At 73.2% G+C, this 19,708-nt stretch carries 15 protein-coding genes; 7 read left to right on the top strand and 8 right to left on the bottom strand.

The annotated features are described in order from the left end of the window. Positions 1-110 precede the first annotated feature (110 nt). Both panB and ACGIF2_RS03050 read right to left on the bottom strand, forming a co-directional pair. A complete protein-coding gene (panB, locus tag ACGIF2_RS03055; protein ID WP_396043322.1) occupies positions 111-923 on the bottom strand; it encodes a 3-methyl-2-oxobutanoate hydroxymethyltransferase in 813 nt (270 codons plus the stop codon). An 86-nt stretch (positions 924-1,009) separates the two neighbouring features. Beyond that, positions 1,010-2,659: an NAD+ synthase gene (locus tag ACGIF2_RS03050; protein WP_396043320.1), complete on the bottom strand. Its 1,650-nt coding sequence runs from the start codon at positions 2,657-2,659 to the stop codon at positions 1,010-1,012. Positions 2,660-2,755: 96 nt separating this feature from the next. On the opposite strand from ACGIF2_RS03050, the gene glnA reads away from it, so the two are divergent. Then, on the top strand, positions 2,756-4,093 hold the full coding sequence (gene glnA, locus ACGIF2_RS03045; RefSeq protein WP_396043318.1) for a type I glutamate--ammonia ligase: 1,338 nt from the start codon (positions 2,756-2,758) through the stop codon (positions 4,091-4,093). A gap of 39 nt (positions 4,094-4,132) precedes the next feature. Further along, positions 4,133-7,174 carry a bifunctional [glutamine synthetase] adenylyltransferase/[glutamine synthetase]-adenylyl-L-tyrosine phosphorylase gene (locus ACGIF2_RS03040; protein ID WP_396043316.1) on the top strand — a complete coding sequence of 1,014 codons (3,042 nt, stop codon included), beginning with the start codon at positions 4,133-4,135 and terminating at the stop codon, positions 7,172-7,174. Here the strand turns inward: ACGIF2_RS03040 and ACGIF2_RS03035 are convergent. Further along, positions 7,165-8,370, bottom strand: a complete 1,206-nt coding sequence (locus ACGIF2_RS03035) for an AI-2E family transporter (RefSeq protein ID WP_396043314.1) — start codon at positions 8,368-8,370, stop codon at positions 7,165-7,167. The genes ACGIF2_RS03040 and ACGIF2_RS03035 overlap by 10 nt on opposite strands. 104 nt (positions 8,371-8,474) lie before the next feature. After that, positions 8,475-9,596 carry an AI-2E family transporter gene (locus ACGIF2_RS03030; protein WP_396043312.1) on the bottom strand — a complete coding sequence of 374 codons (1,122 nt, stop codon included), beginning with the start codon at positions 9,594-9,596 and terminating at the stop codon, positions 8,475-8,477. 148 nt (positions 9,597-9,744) lie between these two features. Between ACGIF2_RS03030 and ACGIF2_RS03025 the strand changes: the two genes are divergently transcribed. Next, the gene (locus ACGIF2_RS03025; protein WP_396043310.1) at positions 9,745-10,716 is read left to right on the top strand and encodes a hypothetical protein; all 972 of its coding nucleotides are present in this window, start codon (positions 9,745-9,747) and stop codon (positions 10,714-10,716) included. 54 nt (positions 10,717-10,770) lie between these two features. Here ACGIF2_RS03025 and ACGIF2_RS03020 read toward each other — a convergent pair whose 3' ends face one another. The 3 genes from ACGIF2_RS03020 to ACGIF2_RS03010 form a co-directional block, all read right to left on the bottom strand. Beyond that, positions 10,771-12,285 carry a DUF4153 domain-containing protein gene (locus ACGIF2_RS03020; RefSeq protein ID WP_396043308.1) on the bottom strand — a complete coding sequence of 505 codons (1,515 nt, stop codon included), beginning with the start codon at positions 12,283-12,285 and terminating at the stop codon, positions 10,771-10,773. Between the two features lie 159 nt (positions 12,286-12,444). Continuing rightward, complete coding sequence (locus tag ACGIF2_RS03015) at positions 12,445-13,575, bottom strand: hypothetical protein (protein ID WP_396043306.1); 1,131 nt, start codon at positions 13,573-13,575, stop codon at positions 12,445-12,447. Further along, positions 13,572-14,093, bottom strand: a complete 522-nt coding sequence (locus ACGIF2_RS03010; RefSeq protein WP_396043304.1) for a sigma-70 family RNA polymerase sigma factor — start codon at positions 14,091-14,093, stop codon at positions 13,572-13,574. Before ACGIF2_RS03010 ends, ACGIF2_RS03015 begins: the two co-directional genes overlap by 4 nt. 95 nt (positions 14,094-14,188) lie before the next feature. Here ACGIF2_RS03010 and ACGIF2_RS03005 point away from each other — a divergent pair, with 95 nt between their 5' ends. The 4 genes from ACGIF2_RS03005 (at position 14,189) to ACGIF2_RS02990 (ending at position 18,688) form a co-directional block, all read left to right on the top strand. After that, on the top strand, positions 14,189-14,764 hold the full coding sequence (locus ACGIF2_RS03005; RefSeq protein WP_396043302.1) for a GNAT family N-acetyltransferase: 576 nt from the start codon (positions 14,189-14,191) through the stop codon (positions 14,762-14,764). A gap of 147 nt (positions 14,765-14,911) precedes the next feature. Next, entirely contained in the window at positions 14,912-15,937 is a 1,026-nt protein-coding gene (locus tag ACGIF2_RS03000) for a zinc-dependent alcohol dehydrogenase family protein (protein WP_396043300.1), read from the top strand. A gap of 388 nt (positions 15,938-16,325) precedes the next feature. Continuing rightward, a complete protein-coding gene (locus ACGIF2_RS02995; RefSeq protein ID WP_396043298.1) occupies positions 16,326-17,408 on the top strand; it encodes a YihY/virulence factor BrkB family protein in 1,083 nt (360 codons plus the stop codon). Positions 17,409-17,458: 50 nt separating this feature from the next. Further along, positions 17,459-18,688, top strand: a complete 1,230-nt coding sequence (locus tag ACGIF2_RS02990) for a zinc-dependent alcohol dehydrogenase (RefSeq protein WP_396043296.1) — start codon at positions 17,459-17,461, stop codon at positions 18,686-18,688. On the opposite strand, the gene ACGIF2_RS02985 is transcribed toward ACGIF2_RS02990, so the two are convergent. After that, entirely contained in the window at positions 18,685-19,698 is a 1,014-nt protein-coding gene (locus ACGIF2_RS02985; protein WP_396043294.1) for a glycosyltransferase, read from the bottom strand. The two genes, ACGIF2_RS02990 and ACGIF2_RS02985, sit on opposite strands and share 4 nt — an antisense overlap. Positions 19,699-19,708: the final 10 nt, after the last annotated feature.

Here is a 19,708-nt window from a genome sequence, read left to right as displayed (position 1 = left end):
CCCCCCCCCCGGAGAGGGGAGGGTGGGTGTTTGTGTGTGCCCTCTTGGTGGGTGGCCTTCCCCCCCCCCCCCCCCCCCCCCCCCCCCCCCCACGTCCGGTGGACAGCTCCTCAGACGAGGAACGAGTGCTCGTCGTCGGGGAACGCACCACCGCGCACCTCGGCCGCGTAGGCCCGCGCCGCCTCGCCCAGGGCCTGCCCGATCTGGGCGTACTGCTTGGCGAAGCGCGGCGACCAGCCGCCCATGCCGGCCATGTCGAGCCACACGAGCACCTGGCCGTCGCAGTCGGAGCCCGCGCCGATGCCGATCGTCGGGACGTGCAGGATCTCGGTCACGCGCGCCGCGACGGGCGACGGGACCATCTCGAGCACGACCGCGACCGCGCCCGCCTCCTGCAGCGCGACCGCGTCCTCGCTGAGCAGCTCGGCGGCGTCCTCGTCACGGGCCTGCACGCGCTTGCCGCCGAGCAGGTTCTCGGACTGCGGGGTGAACCCCAGGTGCCCGAACACGGGGATGCCCGCGTCGGTCAGTGCCCGCACCTGGGCCGCGATCCGCCGTCCGCCCTCGAGCTTGACGGCGTGCGCACCGGTCTCCTTGAACATCCGCACGGCGGTCGCCAGGGCCTGCTCGGGGCCCGCCTCGTACGAGCCGAACGGGAGGTCCACGACCACGAGGGCGCGCTTGGCGGCGTGCACGACGGCGCGGGCCGGCGGCACGAGCTCGTCGACGGTGACCGGGATGGTCGTCTCGAGGCCCAGCATCGTGTTGCCGATCGAGTCGCCGACGAGCAGCAGGTCGATGCCCGCCTCGTCGAAGATGCGGGCCGTGGGGGCGTCGTAGGCGGTGAGCATCGTGAGCTTCTCGCCGCGCTCCTTGGCCTCGCGCAGGTGGTGCACTCGCACGCGCTTGGTGGTGTTCGTCATCGGGAAAGCTCCTGTGGGTCCGGGCGCACTGCCTGTGCTGACGGTCTCGGGTCTGTGCTGACGGTCTCGGGCGCGAGGGCCACCTGTCAGGGCTCGCGCCAGCGCGTCGTGATGGGCAGCCTACGGTCCCGGCCGAACGCGAGGGCCGTGACCTTGGGGCCCAGGGGGTACTGGCGGCGCTTCCACTCGGCGCGGTCCACGAGCGAGAGCACCTTGTCCACGACCTCCGGGTCGTAGCCGCGGGCGAGAAGCTCGGCGCGCCCCTCGGCGTTCTCGACGTAGGCGTCCAGCACCTCGTCGAGCAGGTCGTAGGGCGGCAACGAGTCCTGGTCCACCTGGCCGGGGCGCAGCTCGGCGGACGGGGGCTTGGTGATCGAGCTCTCGGGGATGGGCGGCATCTGGCCCGCGTCGATCGCGGCGTGGTTGCGCCACCGCGACAGCGCCCACACCCGTGACTTGTCGACGTCCTTGAGCGGGGCGTAGCCGCCGACGGCGTCGCCGTAGATCGTCGAGTAGCCCACGGCGAGCTCGCTCTTGTTGCCCGTGGCGAGCACGAGGTGGCCCTCGGCGTTGGACAGCCCCATGAGGATCATGCCGCGCACCCGCGCCTGCAGGTTCTCGGCCGCGACACCATCGAGCCCCAGCTGGGCCTCGAACGCCCCGACGATCGTGCCGATGGGTTCGACGCGGTAGTGCGCGCCGATCCGCTCGGCCAGGTCGGCCGCGTCGTCCTTCGAGTGCTCCGAGGAGTAGCGCGACGGCATCGAGACGCCCACGACGTTCTCCCCGCCCAGCGCGTCGGCGCTGATCGCGGCCACGAGCGCCGAGTCGATGCCGCCCGAGAGCCCGAGCACGACCGACCGGAAGCCGTTCTTGGTCGCGTAGCCGCGCAGCCCGGTCACGAGCGCGCTGTACACCTCTTCGTCGGCGCCCAGGTGCGGGGCGATCTCGCCAGAGCGCGGCGCGCCGTCGTCGAGGTCCCACACGAGCAGGTGCTCGACGAACTGGGGCGCGCGGGCCAGCAGCGTGCCGTCGGCCGCGACGACGAACGAGCCGCCGTCGAAGACCAGGTCGTCCTGCCCGCCGACCATGTTCACGTACGCGACCGGGGCGTCGACCTCACCCGCACGTCGTGCCGCGAGCTCGGTGCGCACGTGCCCCTTGCCCTCCTCGAACGGCGAGCCGTTGAGGACCACGAGCAGGGAGATCTCGTGCTCGTCCATCTGCGACACGGGGCCGCCGTCCTGCCAGATGTCCTCGCAGACCACCACGCCGACGCGGTGGCCGCGCACGTCCAGCACGCACGTGTCGTCGCCCGGGGTGAAGATGCGGAACTCGTCGAACACGCCGTAGTTCGGCAGGTGGTGCTTGTCGTAGCGCTGGACCACGTGACCGTGCTGGAGCAGCACCGCCTGGTTGGTCGGGCGCGCCGGGGTCCCCTCGTGCTCGCGCACGGTCTTCTCACCGACGGTGCCGACGACGACCGCGAGGTCACCCAGGCCACCGGCCTCGAGCTCGGTCGCGGTGCGCTCGAGGGCGCGTTCCGCACCCCGACGGAAGGAGGCCCGCAGGGCCAGGTCCTCGATGGGGTAGCCGGTGATCGTCATCTCGGGGAAGACCACGAGGTCGGCGCCCGCGTCGGCCGCGCGCCGCGACCACTCGAGCACCGCCCCGGCGTTGCCGTCGACGTCACCGACGCACGTGTCGATCTGGGCGAGGGCGATGCGCAGTGCCATGCGTCGAGCCTAGGCCCCCGTGAGGAGGACATCCGTCCGAGAATCGCCCCACCGGTATGTCAACACCCACCACGCGCATCAGGCAGGATGTACCGCATGGACAGGCAGCAGGAGTTCGTGCTCCGCACGGTCGAGGAGCGGGACATCCGCTTCATCCGCCTCTGGTTCACCGACGTGCTCGGCATGCTCAAGTCCGTCGCGATCGCCCCGGCCGAGCTCGAGGCCGCCTTCTCCGAGGGCATCGGCTTCGACGGCAGCTCGATCGAGGGGTTCACCCGGGTCTACGAGGCGGACATGATCGCCCGGCCCGACCCGACGACGTTCCAGATCCTGCCGTGGCGCGGTGAGCGGCACGGCACCGCCCGCATGTTCTGCGACATCCTCACGCCCGACGGCCAGCCGTCGCTCGCCGACTCGCGCAACGTGCTCAAGCGCGCGCTCGCGAAGGCCAGCGCGCAGGGCTTCACGTTCTACACGCACCCCGAGATCGAGTTCTACCTGTTCGAGGCGCCGGCCGACCCGCTGCGCCCGCTCGTCCCCGTCGACTCGGGCGGCTACTTCGACCACGTGCCGCGCGGCACCGCGCACGACTTCCGGCGCGCCGCGATCACGATGCTCGAGTCGATGGGCATCTCGGTCGAGTTCTCGCACCACGAGGCGGGGCCGGGCCAGAACGAGATCGACCTGCGCTACGCGGACGCGCTGACGACCGCGGACAACATCATGACGTTCCGCACGGTCGTCAAGGAGGTCGCGCTCGAGCAGGGCGTGTTCGCCTCGTTCATGCCCAAGCCGCTCGCCGACCAGCCCGGATCGGGCATGCACACGCACCTGTCGCTGTTCGAGGGGGACCGCAACGCGTTCCACGAGCCCGGCGCGCACCTCGAGCTGTCGAAGGTCGCCCGCAGCTTCATCGCCGGTGTCCTGAGGCACGCGGCCGAGATCACGGCCGTGACGAACCAGTTCGTGAACTCCTACAAGCGGCTGTGGGGCGGCGCCGAGGCGCCGAGCTACGTGTGCTGGGGCCACAACAACCGTTCGGCCCTGGTCCGGGTGCCCATGTACAAGCCCGGCAAGGGTAACTCGAGCCGGGTCGAGTACCGCGCGGTGGACTCCGCGACGAACCCGTACCTCGCGTTCGCTGTGCTGCTGGCCGCGGGCCTCAAGGGCATCGAAGAGGGTTACGAGCTGCCCGAGGGCGCCGAGGACGACGTGTGGGAGCTGACCGACGCCGAGCGCCGAGCGCTGGGCATCGAGCCGCTGCCGACGTCCCTCGAGGCCGCGATCGCTGTGATGGAGAAGTCCGAGCTGGTCGCCGAGACGCTCGGAGAGCACGTGTTCGACTTCGTGCTGAAGAACAAGCGCCAGGAATGGGACGAGTACCGGGCGCAGGTCACGCAGTACGAGCTGCGGCGGTTCCTGCCCCTGCTGTGAGCGGCCGGACGGTGCGCCGGGCATGGGTAGCGTGATCACGTGAGCAGCACAGGACGACGCACGGGCTCCCTGGCGGGCCGTCTGACCCGCGCAGGTTTCGAGGACGTCGCACGGGCCGAGCGCCTGCTCGACGACCACGCGCTCACCGCCGTGGTGCCCGACCCTGCCGAGACGCTGCTGGGTCCGCTCACCGAGGTGGCCGATCCCGACCTGGCGCTGCTCACGCTCGCCAAGGTCGCCGGGGCGGTCGCGCACGACCCCGAGCTGCGCGCGCTCCTGTCCCGGCTGCTCGGCGAGGACGGGCCGGGCCGCGACCGGCTGCTCGCTGTCGCGGGCGCGTCGGTCGCGCTCGGCGACAACCTCACGGCCCACCCCGAGCACCTGGCGGTCCTCGCCGACCCGACCTCGGGCACGGGGGTGCCCGCCGCGCACGTCCGCGCGGAGCTGCTCGAGGCCGTGGGCGCCGACCCGGAGGCCGACGTCCCCGTCGCCGCCGACGGGGGAGCGAGCGCGATCGACGCGATGCGGCGCGCCTACCAGCGTCGGCTCGTGCGCATCGCCGCGACGGACCTGTGCTGCCACGAGCCCATCTCCCAGCTGCCCGCGGTCGGTGCCGCGCTCGCCGACCTCGCCGGTGCGGCGCTCGAGGCGTCCCTCGCGATCGCCCGCGCGGACCTCGACGACCACGGCGCGGGGGTGCGGCTCGCCGTCATCGGCATGGGCAAGTGCGGGGGTCGCGAGCTCAACTACGTGAGCGACGTCGACGTGGTGTACGTCGCCGAGCCGGTCGAGGGCGCGAGCGAGGACGACGCGCTCGCGACCGGCGCCCGGCTCGCCACGGGGCTCGCCCGGGCGTGCTCGACCGCGTCGGGCGAACCGGCGCTGTGGCCCGTCGACGCGGCGCTGCGCCCCGAGGGGAAGAACGGCCCCCTGGTCCGCACGCTCGCGAGCCACCGCGCCTACTACGAGCGCTGGGCCAAGACGTGGGAGTTCCAGGCGCTGCTCAAGGCCCGCCACCTCGCGGGCGACCCCGACCTGGGGCGCGCGTACGTCGAGACCGTCAACCCCATGGTGTGGGCAGCGGTGCAGCGGGAGAACTTCGTCGAGGACTCCCAGGCGATGCGCCGCCGGGTCGAGGACAACGTGCCCGCCGCGGAGGCCGACCGGCAGCTCAAGCTGGGCAAGGGCGGGCTGCGGGACGTCGAGTTCACCGTGCAGCTGCTGCAGCTCGTGCACGGGCGGGCCGACGAGTCGATCCGCAGCCCGCACACGCTCACGGCCCTGGCGGCGCTCGCGGCCGGCGGGTACGTGGGCCGCGAGCACGCCGCGCAGCTCGCGGTCTGCTACCGGTTCCTGCGGGCGCTCGAGCACCGGATCCAGCTCTACCGGCTTCGCCGGACGCACCTCATGCCCGCGGCCGAGGCCGACCTGCGCCGTCTCGCCCGGTCGGTGGGCATGCGGGCCGACGGGGCGCAGGGCCTGACCGACAGGTGGCGCGTGGTGCGCCGCGACGTGCGGCGGCTGCACGAGGAGCTGTTCTACCGGCCGCTGCTGCCCGCGACCGCGCAGCTCTCGGCCGAGGAGGCGAGCCTGGCCCCGGAGCCCGCGCGTGCCCGGCTCGCAGCCATCGGCTACCGCGACCCCGCCGGCGCGATGCGGCACATCGCCGCGCTCACCGAGGGGGTCTCGCGCCGAGCCTCGATCCAGCGCCAGCTGCTGCCCGTGATGCTCGGCTGGTTCGCGGACGGCGCCGACCCCGACGCGGGGCTCCTCGCGTTCCGGCGCCTCTCGGAGGAGCTCGGGACCACCCACTGGTACCTCAAGCTGCTGCGCGACTCGGGGCTGGCGGCGCACCGGCTCGCACGGGTGCTCTCGACGTCGCGCTACGTGTCCGACGCCCTGTCGCGCTCGCCCGAGTCGGTCACGTGGCTCGCGGACGACGCCGAGCTCCAGCCGCCGACCCACGAGCGGCTCACGGCCGAGGCCGACGCGATCCTCACCCGCGCGACCGATCCCGGCCCCGCGGTCGTCGCGCTGCGGGCCCTGCGCCGACGCGAGCTCGCCCGGGCCGCCGCCGCGGACGTGCTGGGGGTGGTGACGGGCACCCGCGCCGCGCAGAGCCTGTCGAACTCGGCCGACGTGGTGCTCGCGGGTGCGCTGCGGGTCGCGACCGCCGAGACCCGGGCCGAGCGTGGCCTCGTCGAGGACCCGACCCGGCTGCTGGTCGTCGCGATGGGACGCCTGGGCGGCGGCGAGATGGGCTACTCCTCGGACGCCGACGTGCTGTTCGTGCACGACCCGGTCGTCGGCGCCGACCCCGTCGAGGCCCAGGAGTTCGCCCTCGCCGCCGTGACGCGGCTGCGTCGGGCGCTCGGCGAGGTGGGTCCCGAGCCGGCGCTCGAGGTCGATGCCGCACTGCGCCCCGAGGGGCGCAACGGGCCGCTCGTGCGCTCGTTCGACGCGTACGCCGAGTACTACCAGCGCTGGTCCTCGCCCTGGGAGAGCCAGGCGTTGCTGCGCGCACGGCCGGTCGCGGGCGACGCCGCGCTGGGCGAGCGGTTCGTCGAGCTCGTCGCGCCGCTGCGCTACCCGGCGGGTGGCCTGGACGCGGCCGACGTGCGGGAGGTGCGCCGGATCAAGGCCCGGGTCGAGTCCGAGCGGCTGCCGCGCGGCACCGACCCCGCGCGTCACCTCAAGCTCGGGCGCGGCGGGATCTCCGACGTCGAGTGGACGGCGCAGCTGCTCCAGCTGCAGCACGCGCACGAGGTCGTGGGGCTGCGCACCACGTCGACGCTCGCGGCGCTCGAGGCCGCGACCGGCGCGGGCCTGCTCGACGGCGGTGACGCGCAGGTGCTCGCCGACGCGTGGGAGCTCGCCTCGCGGCTGCGCGACGCGGTGGTGCTGTGGAGCGGGCGGGCCGGAGGAGCGCACGCTGACGTGCTGCCGCACGACCGGCAGGCGCTCGAGGGGGTCGCGCGGGTGCTCGGGTACCCGTCGGGCTCGGGGGGCGAGCTCGAGGAGGAGTACCTGCGCACCGCGCGCCGGGCGCGGGCCGTGGTCGAACGGGTCTTCTACACCTGAGCGGTGCCGGCGGTCGCGGGCTCGCTCGTCGGCTCGGCATCGGCGGTGTCGCGCCCGTCGACGTCGGGATCCGCGTCGGTCGCGTCGTCGGACTCGGCGGGGGTCCTGTCGCCGCGGACCCGGTCGACGAGGAGCGCCGAGTCCACGAGCTCGTGCCGCGTGAGGTACGCGCCCGAGACCGCCTTGAGGGTCGCGGCGACGGGGAGGGCGAGGAACGCCCCGAGCGGCCCGAACACGGCGCCGAAGGCCAGCACGGCCACGAACGCGACGGCGGGGTTGAGCTCCATGGTGTGGGCCGAGATCTTGGGCGCCAGCAGCAGGTTCTCGATCTGCTGGTAGACCACCACGAAGATCACGACCCCGAGGCCGGTCAGCGGGCTCACGGACAGCGCGACCGCGAGGGGCAGCGCGCCGCCGATGTACGTGCCGATCGTCGGCACGAACTGCGAGACCAGACCCGTGAACGCCGCGAGCGGCACCGCGTAGGGCACGTGCACGACCGTGAGGAACACGAAGGTCGCCAACGCGGACACGACCGCGAGCAGGATGCGTGAGCTGAGGAAGTTGGACACCTGGTCCTGGGACTCCTCCCACACGCGCAGCACCTCGCGCTGCCGCTCAGGGGCGAGCAGGCTGCAGATCGAGGCCCGGAACCGCGGTGCCTGCGCGACCATGTAGAACACGACGAGCAGCACCGCCGAGATCATGAACAGCCCGCCCAGGATCGTCCCACCGAGGCCGATGACGCCCTGCGCGACGTTCGCCCCCCAGCTGTCGACGAGCTGGGTCAGGACCTTGTCGGTCGCGGGCAGCTCGTAGTCGAAGGCCTCCATCACGAACTCGGTGAGCTGCACGTACAGACCGGGCACCGCCTTGATGAGCTCGACGAGCTGCGCGACGAAGAGCTGCCCGAAGACGGTGAGGATGCCCAGGCACGCCAGCAACGACCCGAACAGGACGATGCCCGTCGCGATGCCGCGGCGCATGCCCCGACCCACGAGCCACCGCACGGGCGGCTCCATCGCGAGCGCGATGAACCACGCGGAGACGAGGATCGTCAGCACCGCGCCCAGCTGGCCTGCGGCACGCCAGGTGAGCAGCGCGGCGAACGTGGCCACGACGACCATGAGCAGCGCTCGGGGGAGCCACGCCGGGGGGACGCGCGGGTCGGTGCGGCGAGCCGTCGTGCTTCTCATGGTGTTCCTTCGCAGGTCGTCGGCACGGGTGCTGTGACGTGACGGAACGTACCGGATCTGGCGGGCGCGGCAACGGCACGCGCGAGCCGGGGCGCCGTGGGGCGTCAGGTCTGGTCGGGCGCGTCCTCGTCGGGCGGCTCGCGGCGGCGGCGCTCGTCTTCGAGGAGGGCCGAGTCCACCAGCTCGTGCCGGTGCAGGTACGTCGCCGAGACTGCCTTGATGGTCGCGGCGACCGGCAGCGACAGGAAGGCCCCGACGGCCCCGAAGACGGCGCCGAACGCGATCACGGAGAGGAACGCGACGGCGGGGTTGAGCGCCATCGTGTGCGCGGAGATCCGCGGCGCGAGGAACAGGTTCTCGAGCTGCTGGTACGCGACGATGAAGATCAGCACGCCCACCCCCGTGAGGGGGCTGACCGAGAGCGCGACGGCGACCGGCAGCGCCCCGCCGATGTACGTGCCGACCGTGGGCACGAACTGCGAGACCAGGCCGGTGAACGCGGCGAGGGGCAGCGCGTAGGGCACGTGCACGATCGTCAGGTAGGCGAACGTCACGGCCGTGGCGATGAGCGCGAGCAGGATGCGTGAGACGAGGAAGTTCGACACCTGCTCCTGGGAGACCTCCCAGATCCGCAGCACCTCGCGCTGGCGGTGCGGGGCGAGCAGCCGGCAGATCGACGCTCGGAAGGCCGGGCCCTGCGCCACCATGTAGTACGCCACGAGCAGCACGGCCGAGGCGCTGAACAGCACACCGAGGAGCGTGCCGCCCACACCGATGACGCCCTGGGCCACGTCGCTGCCCCAGCTGTCGACGAGGCGCTCGAGCACGGTGTCGCTGGTCGGCAGCGTGTAGCCGACCGTACGGTCGACCAGGTCGCTCAGCTGCGAGTAGACCGTCGGCACGTCGTCGAGCAGCTCGATCAGCTGGACCACGAAGAGCTGGCCGAAGACCGCGAGGAGCGCGAGCGTCGCGAGCAGGCCGCCGATCATGACCAGCCCGGTCGCGAGCCCCCGCCGCACGTGCCGCCGCGCGAGCCACGCCACGACCGGCTCCATCGCGAGAGAGAGGAACCACGCGACCACGACGATCGTGATGACGGTGCCGAGCTGGGCGGCCGCGCGCCAGACCAGCACACCGGCGAACGCGGCCAGCACCGCCATGAGCAGCGCGCGGGGCAGCCACTCCGGAGGACGCCGCGCCGCGCGCGGAGCCGTCGATGCCCTCATCCGATGTCCTTCGCAGGTCCTGCCGCGCGCACGCGGTCACCTCGACATCCTCGCCGATGCCGGGCTCGGGCGCTCCGAAGGGCTCGACGGCCCGGTCGCCCGTGGGTTTCATCCGGCGGACGCGGGCCCCACGCGGGAGCATGGGCGCGTGAGCACCGCGCAGAAGCGGCGGACGCGAGCCGCCCTCGTCCTGGTCCTCGTCGGCGTGCTCCTGGCCCCGGTGGCCCTCGTCGTCACGTGGACGCGCGGGCTCGTCGTCGACACCGACCGCTACCTCGCGACGATCGGCCCGCTCGCCTCGGACCCGCACGTGCAGGCCGCGGTGACCGACGCCCTGACCGCGGCGATCCTCGACGCCGCAGACCTCGAGCAGCGCATCGGCGATGCGACGTCGGCGCTCGCGGCGGGCGACCTGCCGCCGCGGGTCGCGGCCACCCTCGGCTCGCTCGAGGGCCCCCTGGTCGACGCGGCCGACGGCTTCGTGCGTCGCACGGTCTCGGACGTCGTGACGTCGGATCGGTTCGCCGACCTGTGGGTCGAGGCGAACCAGCGGGTGCACGAGCAGCTGGTGGCGACGCTGCGCGGCGACCCCGACGCCCGGTTCCAGATCGACGAGCAGGGACACCTGGTGGTGCAGCTCAACTCGGCGACCGAGGCCGTGCGCCAGGAGCTCGTCGCGCGCGGCTTCACGATCGTCGAGCAGATCCCCACGCGGGACCTCACGTTCGCTGTCGTCGACTCGCAGGACCTCACCCCGCTGCAGGGCGCCTACCGGTGGCTCGACGTGCTCGGGACCTGGCTGCCGTGGCTCGTGCTCGCGCTCGTGGTGGGTGCGCTCGTCCTGGCGGCCGACCGGTGGCGGGTGGTCTTCGTGGGCGGGGTGTGGCTCGCCGTGGCGCTGCTGCTGCTCGCGGCGGGCCTGGTCGTCGGACGCCAGGTGTACCTGGGACAGATGCCCGACGCGTCGGTCGACTCGGGGGCGGCCGCGGCGGTCTACGCGCAGGTCATCCACCAGGTGGCCGTCGCGGCGCTGATCGGCGCCGCGGTCGGGATCATCGCCGCGGTGATCGCCTGGCTCGTGCGCCGACGTCGCGCGCGGTCGGCACCCGCGCCGGCGTGAGCCCGCGTCCCGTGGAGCACGGGACGGAGCACGGCACGGGGCACACGGGCCACGTCACGGGGAGCACAGCGGGACGCCGGACGTGCTCGCCCCGGACGCCAGCACCGTCGCCGCGCGCTCGCGGCCGAGGTTCCAGTCGGCCGGACCCTGCGGTGCGTCGACGTGCGCACCTCCCAGGACGCACGAGCGCCACGGCTCGGACAGCTGGTCGAGCACGGGCACCGCGTCGGCCGAGAGGCCCTGCAGGTAGGTGAGGTCCATGAGCGGGGCGTCGGGCCCCGCGGCGGTGTTGTGCCGGGCGATCATCGCGTCGGGGTTGGCCACCGCCAGGCCCAGCATCGCCACCGCTACGACCTGCACGACCGTGCGTGGCAGCCAGCCGGCCCGCCACCGCACACCCGCGACCAGCACGAGCACCAGCACGGCCGCCATCACGAGCTCGACGACCACGACGAAGACGCGCAGCCGGGTCAGCCCGAACACGTCGACGTACAGGTCCATCCGGCGCAGCGCCGACGCGACCACGCCGAGCGTCCCCACGCACAGCACGCCGAGCCCGACTCGGGAGACGACCCGGTCGCGGGCCGTTGCCCGGGGCGCGTACCGGGCGCCGACCGCGACGACCGCGAGGGTGAGGGCCGTCGTCGCCATGAGCTGCGCGAACCCCTCGCGGGCGTACTCGGCGTACGTCAGCCCCGCCGTCTCGAGCACGTGCCGGTGCCCACCGAGCAGCGCACCGACCTGCACCAGCACGAAGGCCAGCACCATGGCGTCGAGCGCGAGCACCGGCAGCAGCCACTCGCCGCGTCGCGCGGGTCGCGCCTCGGGAAGCGCGACGTCCGACCAGGCCGGGGGAGCGAGCGCGAGGTGAGCCAGCGCCGCCGCGCCCACCGCCACCAGGGCGCCGACGGCGAGCCGCGCGGGCAGCGAGCCCAGCTCGATGTGGGGCAGGTAGCTCGAGAAGACCGTGTCGGCGCTCGCGAACAGCGCGCCGAAGACCATGAGCAGCAGGACCGTGACCCCGATGCTGCGCAGCGCCACCACGAGCTGTCCTCGGCGGCCCCCCATGAGGTCACGGCCGCCACGCACCAGCCACGGCAGCGCACGGACCAGACCCGCGGCCCAGCTCACGGGGCTCAGCACGACCGCCGTGGCCGAGCGGCCCGACGTCACGGCGACCGCACCGGCCCACGCGGCCGTCGCGACGCAGACGCCGACCACCCAGCCGGCGTCGCGCACCGCGACCACCGCGAGCAGCGCGACCGACAGGCCTGCGGTGACCAGGGCACCCACGGCCCGCCGTCTCACGAGCGCGGGGAGCGCGGCGGCCCACACCGCCAGACCCGTGACGGCGGCGCCGAGCCCGGGGCTGTGCCCCACGAGGAGCACAGCACCTGCCACGCCGACGGCTGCGCAGACCAGCAGCGTCCGAGGGTCGGCCACCCTGGGGTGCGCCTCCCAGAACTCCCGCAACGGTGCCGCGGCAGCGCGGGGCAGGGCGGGGCCGACGGCCCCTGCGCCTCGGTGGACCGGCACCGGGCCCGGCGTGGGGGCGTTCAGCTCGCTCATACGACTGACGTTAGGCAGGGGGCGTGCCCCGCGTCCGGCGCCTTTGGTGACGGGCGCGAGCGGTTCGTGTGCAGGAGTGGGCCGCGTCGTGACGGTCCGGTGAGCGCCGTGAAGGTCCCGGGAGCCCGGCGCGTCGCGGCGGGCCCCTGCGGACGTCGGTCAGCCGGCCGCTGGGTACTCGGGTGCCCCGGTGACCTGCGGGTCCATGAGGTCGACCTTCTCGACGGTGGTCGCGGCAGCGGTGAGCACGGCGAGGGGGAACGCGCCGCTCAGCGTGTAGCTGGTGCCGTCACGGTGCCATGTGAGCCATCCGCCGGCGTCGCTCGTGGCGTCGCCACCCCACGGGCTGAACGTGCCCCGCGCGCCGTCGACGTCCACGAAACGCACGCCCTGCGCCCACGACGAGGCGGCGACCTCGACGGGCGCCGTCCACCCGGAGATCGCCTCGAGGAGCATCCCCGCGCCCGGTACGGGTTCGATGACACCGGCGTCCTCGATCTGGGCGTCGGGATCGCCGTACGCTGCCCACCATCTGGTGGTCGTCCGGCTCACCGGCTGTGGGTCGATCGTCGCGGGCTCGAGCCCTGCGGGGACGCTCTCGACGTCCAGGACGCGTGAGCCGTCGAAGCGCAGCCCGTCGATCGTCGCGAGCAGGGTGGCCTCGTCCATCCCGCTGCCCGAGGCCAGCCAGGTCGTGCCGTCGGGCGCCGTCCACGCGACTGCCATCGAGCCGTTGTCGAAGACGCGCAGCCGCGCGTCCGTGCCGCGCACCGTGACGTCACGCACGCCGTCGGTCCCCTCCGGGAACGGGTCGGCGACGTCGGCCCAGATCGTGACGCCGCTCACGGGCGCCTCGCTGAACAGCACGGCCACCGGGACCGTGGGCCAGCACGCCGCCTCGTCGTGGTGCACGCCGATGCCCGTCAGGGGCAGTGCGACGTCGCCGACCAGGCTCGCGGCAGCGACCACGTCCGGCTCCGAGGACCAGTCGGCACGGTCGACCCATTCGGCCGTGCCGGTGTTGCAGGCGACGCCCGCATCGGCGGCCTGAGCCGGTGCCGCACCGAGGGCGAGGGCGAGGGGGGCGTCGTTCCCCGTGGGCCCCTGGCCCCCCTGCGGGAGCGTCACCCCACCCACGGCGAGCACCGCGACCACCAGGCCGGTCCCACCCGCGAGCCTCGCCCGCCGGGCGCGGCGCAGGCTGTGCGCACGGTGGGTGACGCGGGCCAGATCAGGCTCCGCGGTCGGGATCTCGACGTCGGCGAGGTGGGTCAGGAGGTCGTGGGTCATCGGGGCTCTCCATTCAGGGCGGGGCCGAGCGTGGCGGCGAGCTGCCGGCGGGCGGTGGACAGGGTCGCGGCGACCGTGCCGCGGTGGACGTTCATGACGTCGGCGATCTCGGCCTCGGGCAGGTCGGCGACGTAGCGCAGCGCCACGGCGGTCCGCGCCCGGGGCGGGAGCGCCGCGACGGCACGCCAGAGCGTGTCGTCCGGTGCCGACGGCGCAGGGACGTCCTCGAGCCGCTGGCGTTCCAGGTACCGGCGTTCGAGCCGGGAACGGCGCCACGTGCGACGGGCCTCGTTGAGCGCGACGGTGTAGACCCACGCGCCCGGCGAGGCCATCCGCCCCACCCGGTCCCACGAGGCCAGAGCGCGCGCGAAGGCCTCCGCCGCGGCCTCCTCGCCCAGACCGACGTCGCCCGTGGCCAGCGCCAGTGCCCGGCACACCCGCGGCAGCTCGGAGCGGTACCACGTGGCGAAGTCCTGCGGCGGCTCCCCACCAGGCGGCGCGACCTGCGATGTCGTCATACCCCTCCAAGTCGTGAGGGTCCCAGGATGTTGAGTCCGGCCCCCGACCGGGGTCACCGGGGGCGCGTGTCGGAGCGTGGTGCTGTGATCGAGCCATGGCGTGGGACGTGCGACCCGTGACGCCCGACCGGTTCGAGGACTTCGCTGACGTCGTGAACCCGAACCGCCGGTCGGACGCGTGCTGGTGCCTGTCGCACAGGTTGCGCGCGCAGGAGATCGAGGAGCTGGGTGCGGGCAGCCGCGAGCAGGCCATGCGCCGGCTCTGCGAACGCGAGAACCCACCCGGCGTGGTCGCCTACCTCGACGGGACGCCCGTCGGCTGGTGCAGCATCGGGCCGCGCAGCGACAACCCGCGGCTGGTCCACTCACGCGTCATCCGACCGGTCGACGACGTCTCGGTGTGGAGCATCGTCTGCGTCGTCGTGCGCGGCGGGCACCGCAGGCAGGGCGTCACGGCGCCGCTGATCGAGGGTGCGGTCGAGTACGCGCGGTCGCGGGGCGCGCCCGCGGTGGAGGCGTACCCGGTCGAGCCGCAGGGCCGGATGGACACGACGATGGCGTTCGTCGGCACCCGGTCGATGTTCGAGAAGGCAGGGTTCGAGGTCATGGGCACCACCGATGCGCTCGCGAGCCAGATGCCCAGGATCGTGATGCGCCGCAGCATCGCCTGAGCGACCGCGGCGCCCCCGATCACGAGGTCGACACGACCGACCAGGTCACCGACGCCGTCGCGCCCAACGTGTGAGCCTCGACATCTGAGCGCATGATGGGTCTTCCGGTTCCGCACGCGTGGTCACGAGTCCCGGAGAGGACGAACGATGCGTGGAGTACTCATGTACGGCCCTCGCGACGTCCGCAACGAGACGCGCGCGGACCCGCAGATCCGCGAGGCCACCGATGCGATCATCCGTGTGACGGCCACGTGCATCTGCGGGTCGGACCTGTGGCCCTACCGTGGGTTGGAGCCGCTCTACGCCGAACCGCAGGCCATGGGGCACGAGTACATCGGGGTCGTCGAGCAGACCGGCGACGCAGTGATGAACGTCCGGGTCGGCGACTTCGTCGTCGGGTCGTTCGTCGCCTCCGACAACACCTGCGAGATCTGCCAGGCCGGCTACCAGTCCCGCTGCATCCACAGCGTGATGATGGGTTCGATCGGCACCCAGGCCGAGCGGGCACGCATCCCGCTGGCCGACGGCACCCTGGTGACCACGCCGGGCGAACCCCCGGCGGACCTGGTCTCCTCGTTGCTGGCCGCCTCCGACGTCCTCGGAACCGGCTGGTACGGCGCAGTGTCCGCCGAGGCCGGGCCCGGCAAGACGATCGCCGTCGTCGGCGACGGCGCCGTGGGTCTGTCAGCGATCCTGGCGGCGAAGCAGCTCGGTGCGGAACGGATCATCGTGTTCAGTCGCCACCCCGAGCGGCAGGCCCTGGCCACGGAGTTCGGCGCCACCGACATCCTCGAGGAGCGCGGCGACGAGGGCGCGGCGAAGGTCAAGGAGCTGACGAACGGGTATGGCGCGCACGGCGTGGTGGAGGCCGTCGGCACCCAGGAGTCGATGTGGCAGGCCATCCACTCCACGCGGCGCGGCGGGTACGTCGGCTACGTCGGCGTCTCCCACGGCGTCGAGCTCGACGGCCTCGAGCTCTTCTTCACCAGCGTCCACCTGCACGGCGGCCCCGCTCCGGTGCGGCGCTTTCTGCCCGAGCTCATCGAGCTGATCTGGAACCGCGCGATCGACCCCGGGAGGGTCTTCGACCTCACCCTCCCGCTCGAGTACGCCGCCGAGGGGTACCGGGCGATGGACGAGCGCCGAGCCACCAAGGTCCTCCTCACCGTCTAGGTCGTCGGCGACGACGAGGCGATGTTCCGGCCGGTGCGCGGCGCACGGGACAGGCCTTCGACCTGGTCAGGGTGATGCAGCACATCGGCCACGACGCCCTACGCAGCATGACCGTCCCCCGACGGGTCGCGGGGGCGGCGCTGGAGTGGCGAGAACTGGGGATGCGCCTAGTGTCGTAGCAGGTCAGGAAGGGAAGGCCGGACGAGCGGCGCCGAACCCCGAGGGATGCCCTCGCGCCCCGTTCCCGCACGTCCGCAGAGCGGACGACGCAACGCAACGCAACGCGACGTGCGTGCCTGTCAGCCGTGCACGTATCGCATCCGGAGGAGCAGTGATGGTGGAGAAGCGTCGGCGTCCGGACGATCCCGACGATCGCAGGTCCCACGGGGTGTCTGATGCCGGGAGCGAGGCCGGGGAGACCCCGGCTCCTGACGACCCGCGCAAGCCCGCCTCGCCGCCGGACCTGCACAAGCGGTCCTGGATGCACGTGGCCCGCACCACCCTCAGGCAGTTCTCCCGGGACCAGTGCCAGGACGCGGCCGCGGCCCTCACGTACTACGCGGTCCTCGCATCGGCACCCGCGCTCCTGGCCCTCGTCTCCCTCCTGGGGCTGCTCGGCGACAGCCAGAAGATCGTCGACGAGGTGCTGAAGACCGCCTCCTCGGTCGTGCCCGCGGACGCGATGAGCACGCTCGAACCGATCGTCGAGCAGGTTGCCGGCAAGGGGGAGTCGGCCGGGATCGCGCTGATCATCGGCGTGGTGCTGGCCCTGTGGTCGGCGTCCGGATACGTCGGCGCCTTCGGACGCGCGATGAACCGCATCTACGAGGTGGACGAGGGCAGGCCGATCTGGAAGCTGCGCCCGGTGATGCTGGTGGTGACAGCTGTCGTCGTCGTGCTGGCGGCGCTCGTGGCCGCCGCCCTCGTGCTCACCGGTCCCGTGGCGCGTGCGGTCGGTGATGCGGTGGGGATCGGCCCCACGGCGCTCACCGTCTGGAACATCGCCAAGTGGCCCGTGGCGCTGTTGCTGGTCGTCGTGATCATCGCGCTCCTGTACTACGCCACCCCCAACGTGCGGCAGCCGAAGTTCCGCTGGATCAGCGTGGGCGCCGTGGTCGCGATCCTCGTGTGGGCGATCGCCTCGGTCGGGTTCGGGTTCTACGTGGCCAGCTTCGGCTCCTACGACGCGACCTACGGGGCGCTGGGCGGCGTCATCGTCTTCCTGCTCTGGTTGTGGATCACCAACCTGGCCCTCCTCTTCGGGGCGGAGCTCGACGCCGAGCTGGAGAGGGGACGCGAGCTGCAGGGCGGCATCGCGGCCGAGGAGACGTTGCAGCTCCCTCCGCGGGACACCCGCGCGAGCGAGAAGCGCGAGCAGAAGTACCAGAAGGACATCGAGCGTGGACGCGAGATCCGCCGGGATGCGGGGGGAGCGGAGCACGACGACCGTCGAGGAGGCGGCGCACGCTGACCTGGTCCCGCAACAGCGGGGTCGAGCACGCCACAACGAAGGGCTGCGACATGCGAGCACTGACCTGGCAGGGCCGGGAGAACGTGGCCGTCGAGGACGTCCCCGACCCCCGGATCGACGAGCCGACCGATGCGATCATCCGGGTCACGTCCACGGCGATCTGCGGATCGGACCTGCACCTGTACGAAGTGCTGGGGATGTATCTCGACGCCGGTGACGTGCTCGGGCACGAGGCCATGGGCATCGTGGAGGAGGTCGGCTCGGGCGCCTCGAGGCTGAAGGTCGGCGACCGGGTCGTGGTCCCGTTCGGCATCGCGTGCGGCTCGTGCTGGATGTGCACGCGAGGTCTGCAGTCCCAGTGCGAGACGACCCAGGTGCGCTCCCAGGACAAGGGGGCGGCCCTCTTCGGCTACACCAAGCTGTACGGGCAGGTGCCCGGGGGTCAGGCGGAGTACCTCCGCGTGCCGCAGGCCCACTACGGTCCGGTCGTGGTGCCCGGCGACGGCCCCGACGAGCAGTACCTCTATCTCTCGGACGTCCTGCCGACCGCGTGGCAGGCCGTGGAGTACGCGAACGTGCCCGCCGGGGGGACTGTCGCCGTCGTGGGCCTCGGTCCGATCGGCCAGATGGCGGCCCGGGTCGCGCGCCACCGGGGGGCGGGGAAGGTCATCGGCCTCGACCTGGTGCCCGCGCGGCTCGAGATGGCCCGGCGCCACGGCATCGAGGTCCTCGACCTGACCGGGCTCGGCGACGTCACCGGCGCGGTCAGGGAGCTCACCGACGGGCGCGGCGCCGACAGCGTCATCGACGCCGTCGGGATGGAGGCGCACGGGTCGCCGGGTGCCGCCTTCGCGCAGCGCGCGGCGGGGATCCTCCCCGATGCCGTCGCGGCCGCCGCCATGGAGAAGGCCGGGGTCGACCGTCTGGCGGCGCTGCTGTCCGCGATCGCCCTGGTGCGTCGCGGGGGAACCGTCTCGATCGCCGGCGTCTACGGCGGCGCGAAGGACCCGCTGCCGATGATGGAGCTCTTCGACAAGCAGCTCACGCTGCGGATGGGCCAGGCGAACGTCCGGCACTGGATCGACGACGTCCTGCCGCTGGTCTCGGACCCCGCCGACCCGCTCGGGGTGCTCGATCTCCGCACGCACCGGCTCCCGCTCGAGGACGCGCCGCGCGCCTACGACCTCTTCCAGAAGAAGGAGGACGGCTGCGTCAAGGTCGTGCTGGACCCGGCTCTGCCCGCCTCGACGCACGATGCGAGCGCGGGGTCGTCCGCCTAGCGGCGAGGGACGTCGGCAGGGCGAGGCGCCACCGGCGGTGCCGGCCGCGAGAGCAGGTGGGTGCGGATCCACCTCTCGGAATGAGCCGCGGTGCGCAGCCGCGAGCCGGAGTACGTGATCCCGCCGGCAAGCCGGTGGCCGAGCGCCAGCCACGAGCACAGCGCCCGTTCCAGGACCCACGCCGGAGCGAAGGCGAGGCACGACACGGGGAAGGTCCGCCGACCGCCGGCCCGCGCCCGTCCGCACCCGGCGGTCACGACGGCCGTGCCGGCCAGCGCGGCGACCCGCCACGGACGCCGAGACGCCCACAGGAGCAGGGGGAGCAGTGCGAGCTCGACGGCGAGCCGCGCCGGTTGTGCCTGGCTGTCGTAGGCCTGGCGCACACGCTGGGAGAAGAAGCGCGTCGCGGTGGGCGCCCCGCGCGCCACGAAGAGGTCGTGGGCTCGCCTCTCGCGTCCGCCGCCCGCGCGGACCGTGCGCACGAGCTCGAGGTTCTCGAAGAGGACGTGGGTGTCGTAGCCGCACGGCAGGGCGTCGCGTCGCAGGCCCAGCGTCCCGGGGTAGTCACCACCGGCCGCGCGGTTGATCAGCGCGCGGCCGGTGTCCCAGCGGGCATGCCAGGGCAGGGGCCGGAAGTAGTTCTGAGGACGGACGACATCGGCGTCGTCGAGCAGGCGCAGCATGCGCTCGAGACCGGCCACGTCGTAGCGCACGTCGTCGTCGGCGATGACGACCAGCGGCGCGCGCGTGGCTCGCAGGCCCTCCATGACGGCGACCGCCTTGCCGTTCTCGTCAGTGCGCGGGGCGCGGGGGGCGATGTGCGTGACCAGCCCCTCCCAGGCGGCATGGTGCCGAGCGAAGACCTGCTCGGGGGAGCCATCGACGACCACCACGTCGATCCAGGAGGTCAGGCGCCTCAGGTACCGCGTGAGCTCCCCGCGATCAGGCTGGTCCCAGCGCAGCGGCATCAGGTAGACCGCACCAGTGCGCGCAGCGGAGAACGCGGTCACGGGGGCTCCT

The sequence above is a fragment of the Cellulomonas sp. P22 genome, assembly GCF_044392165.1.
Note: the sequence above shows the minus strand (reverse complement) of the source record. Positions and strands in the feature narration are given on the sequence as shown.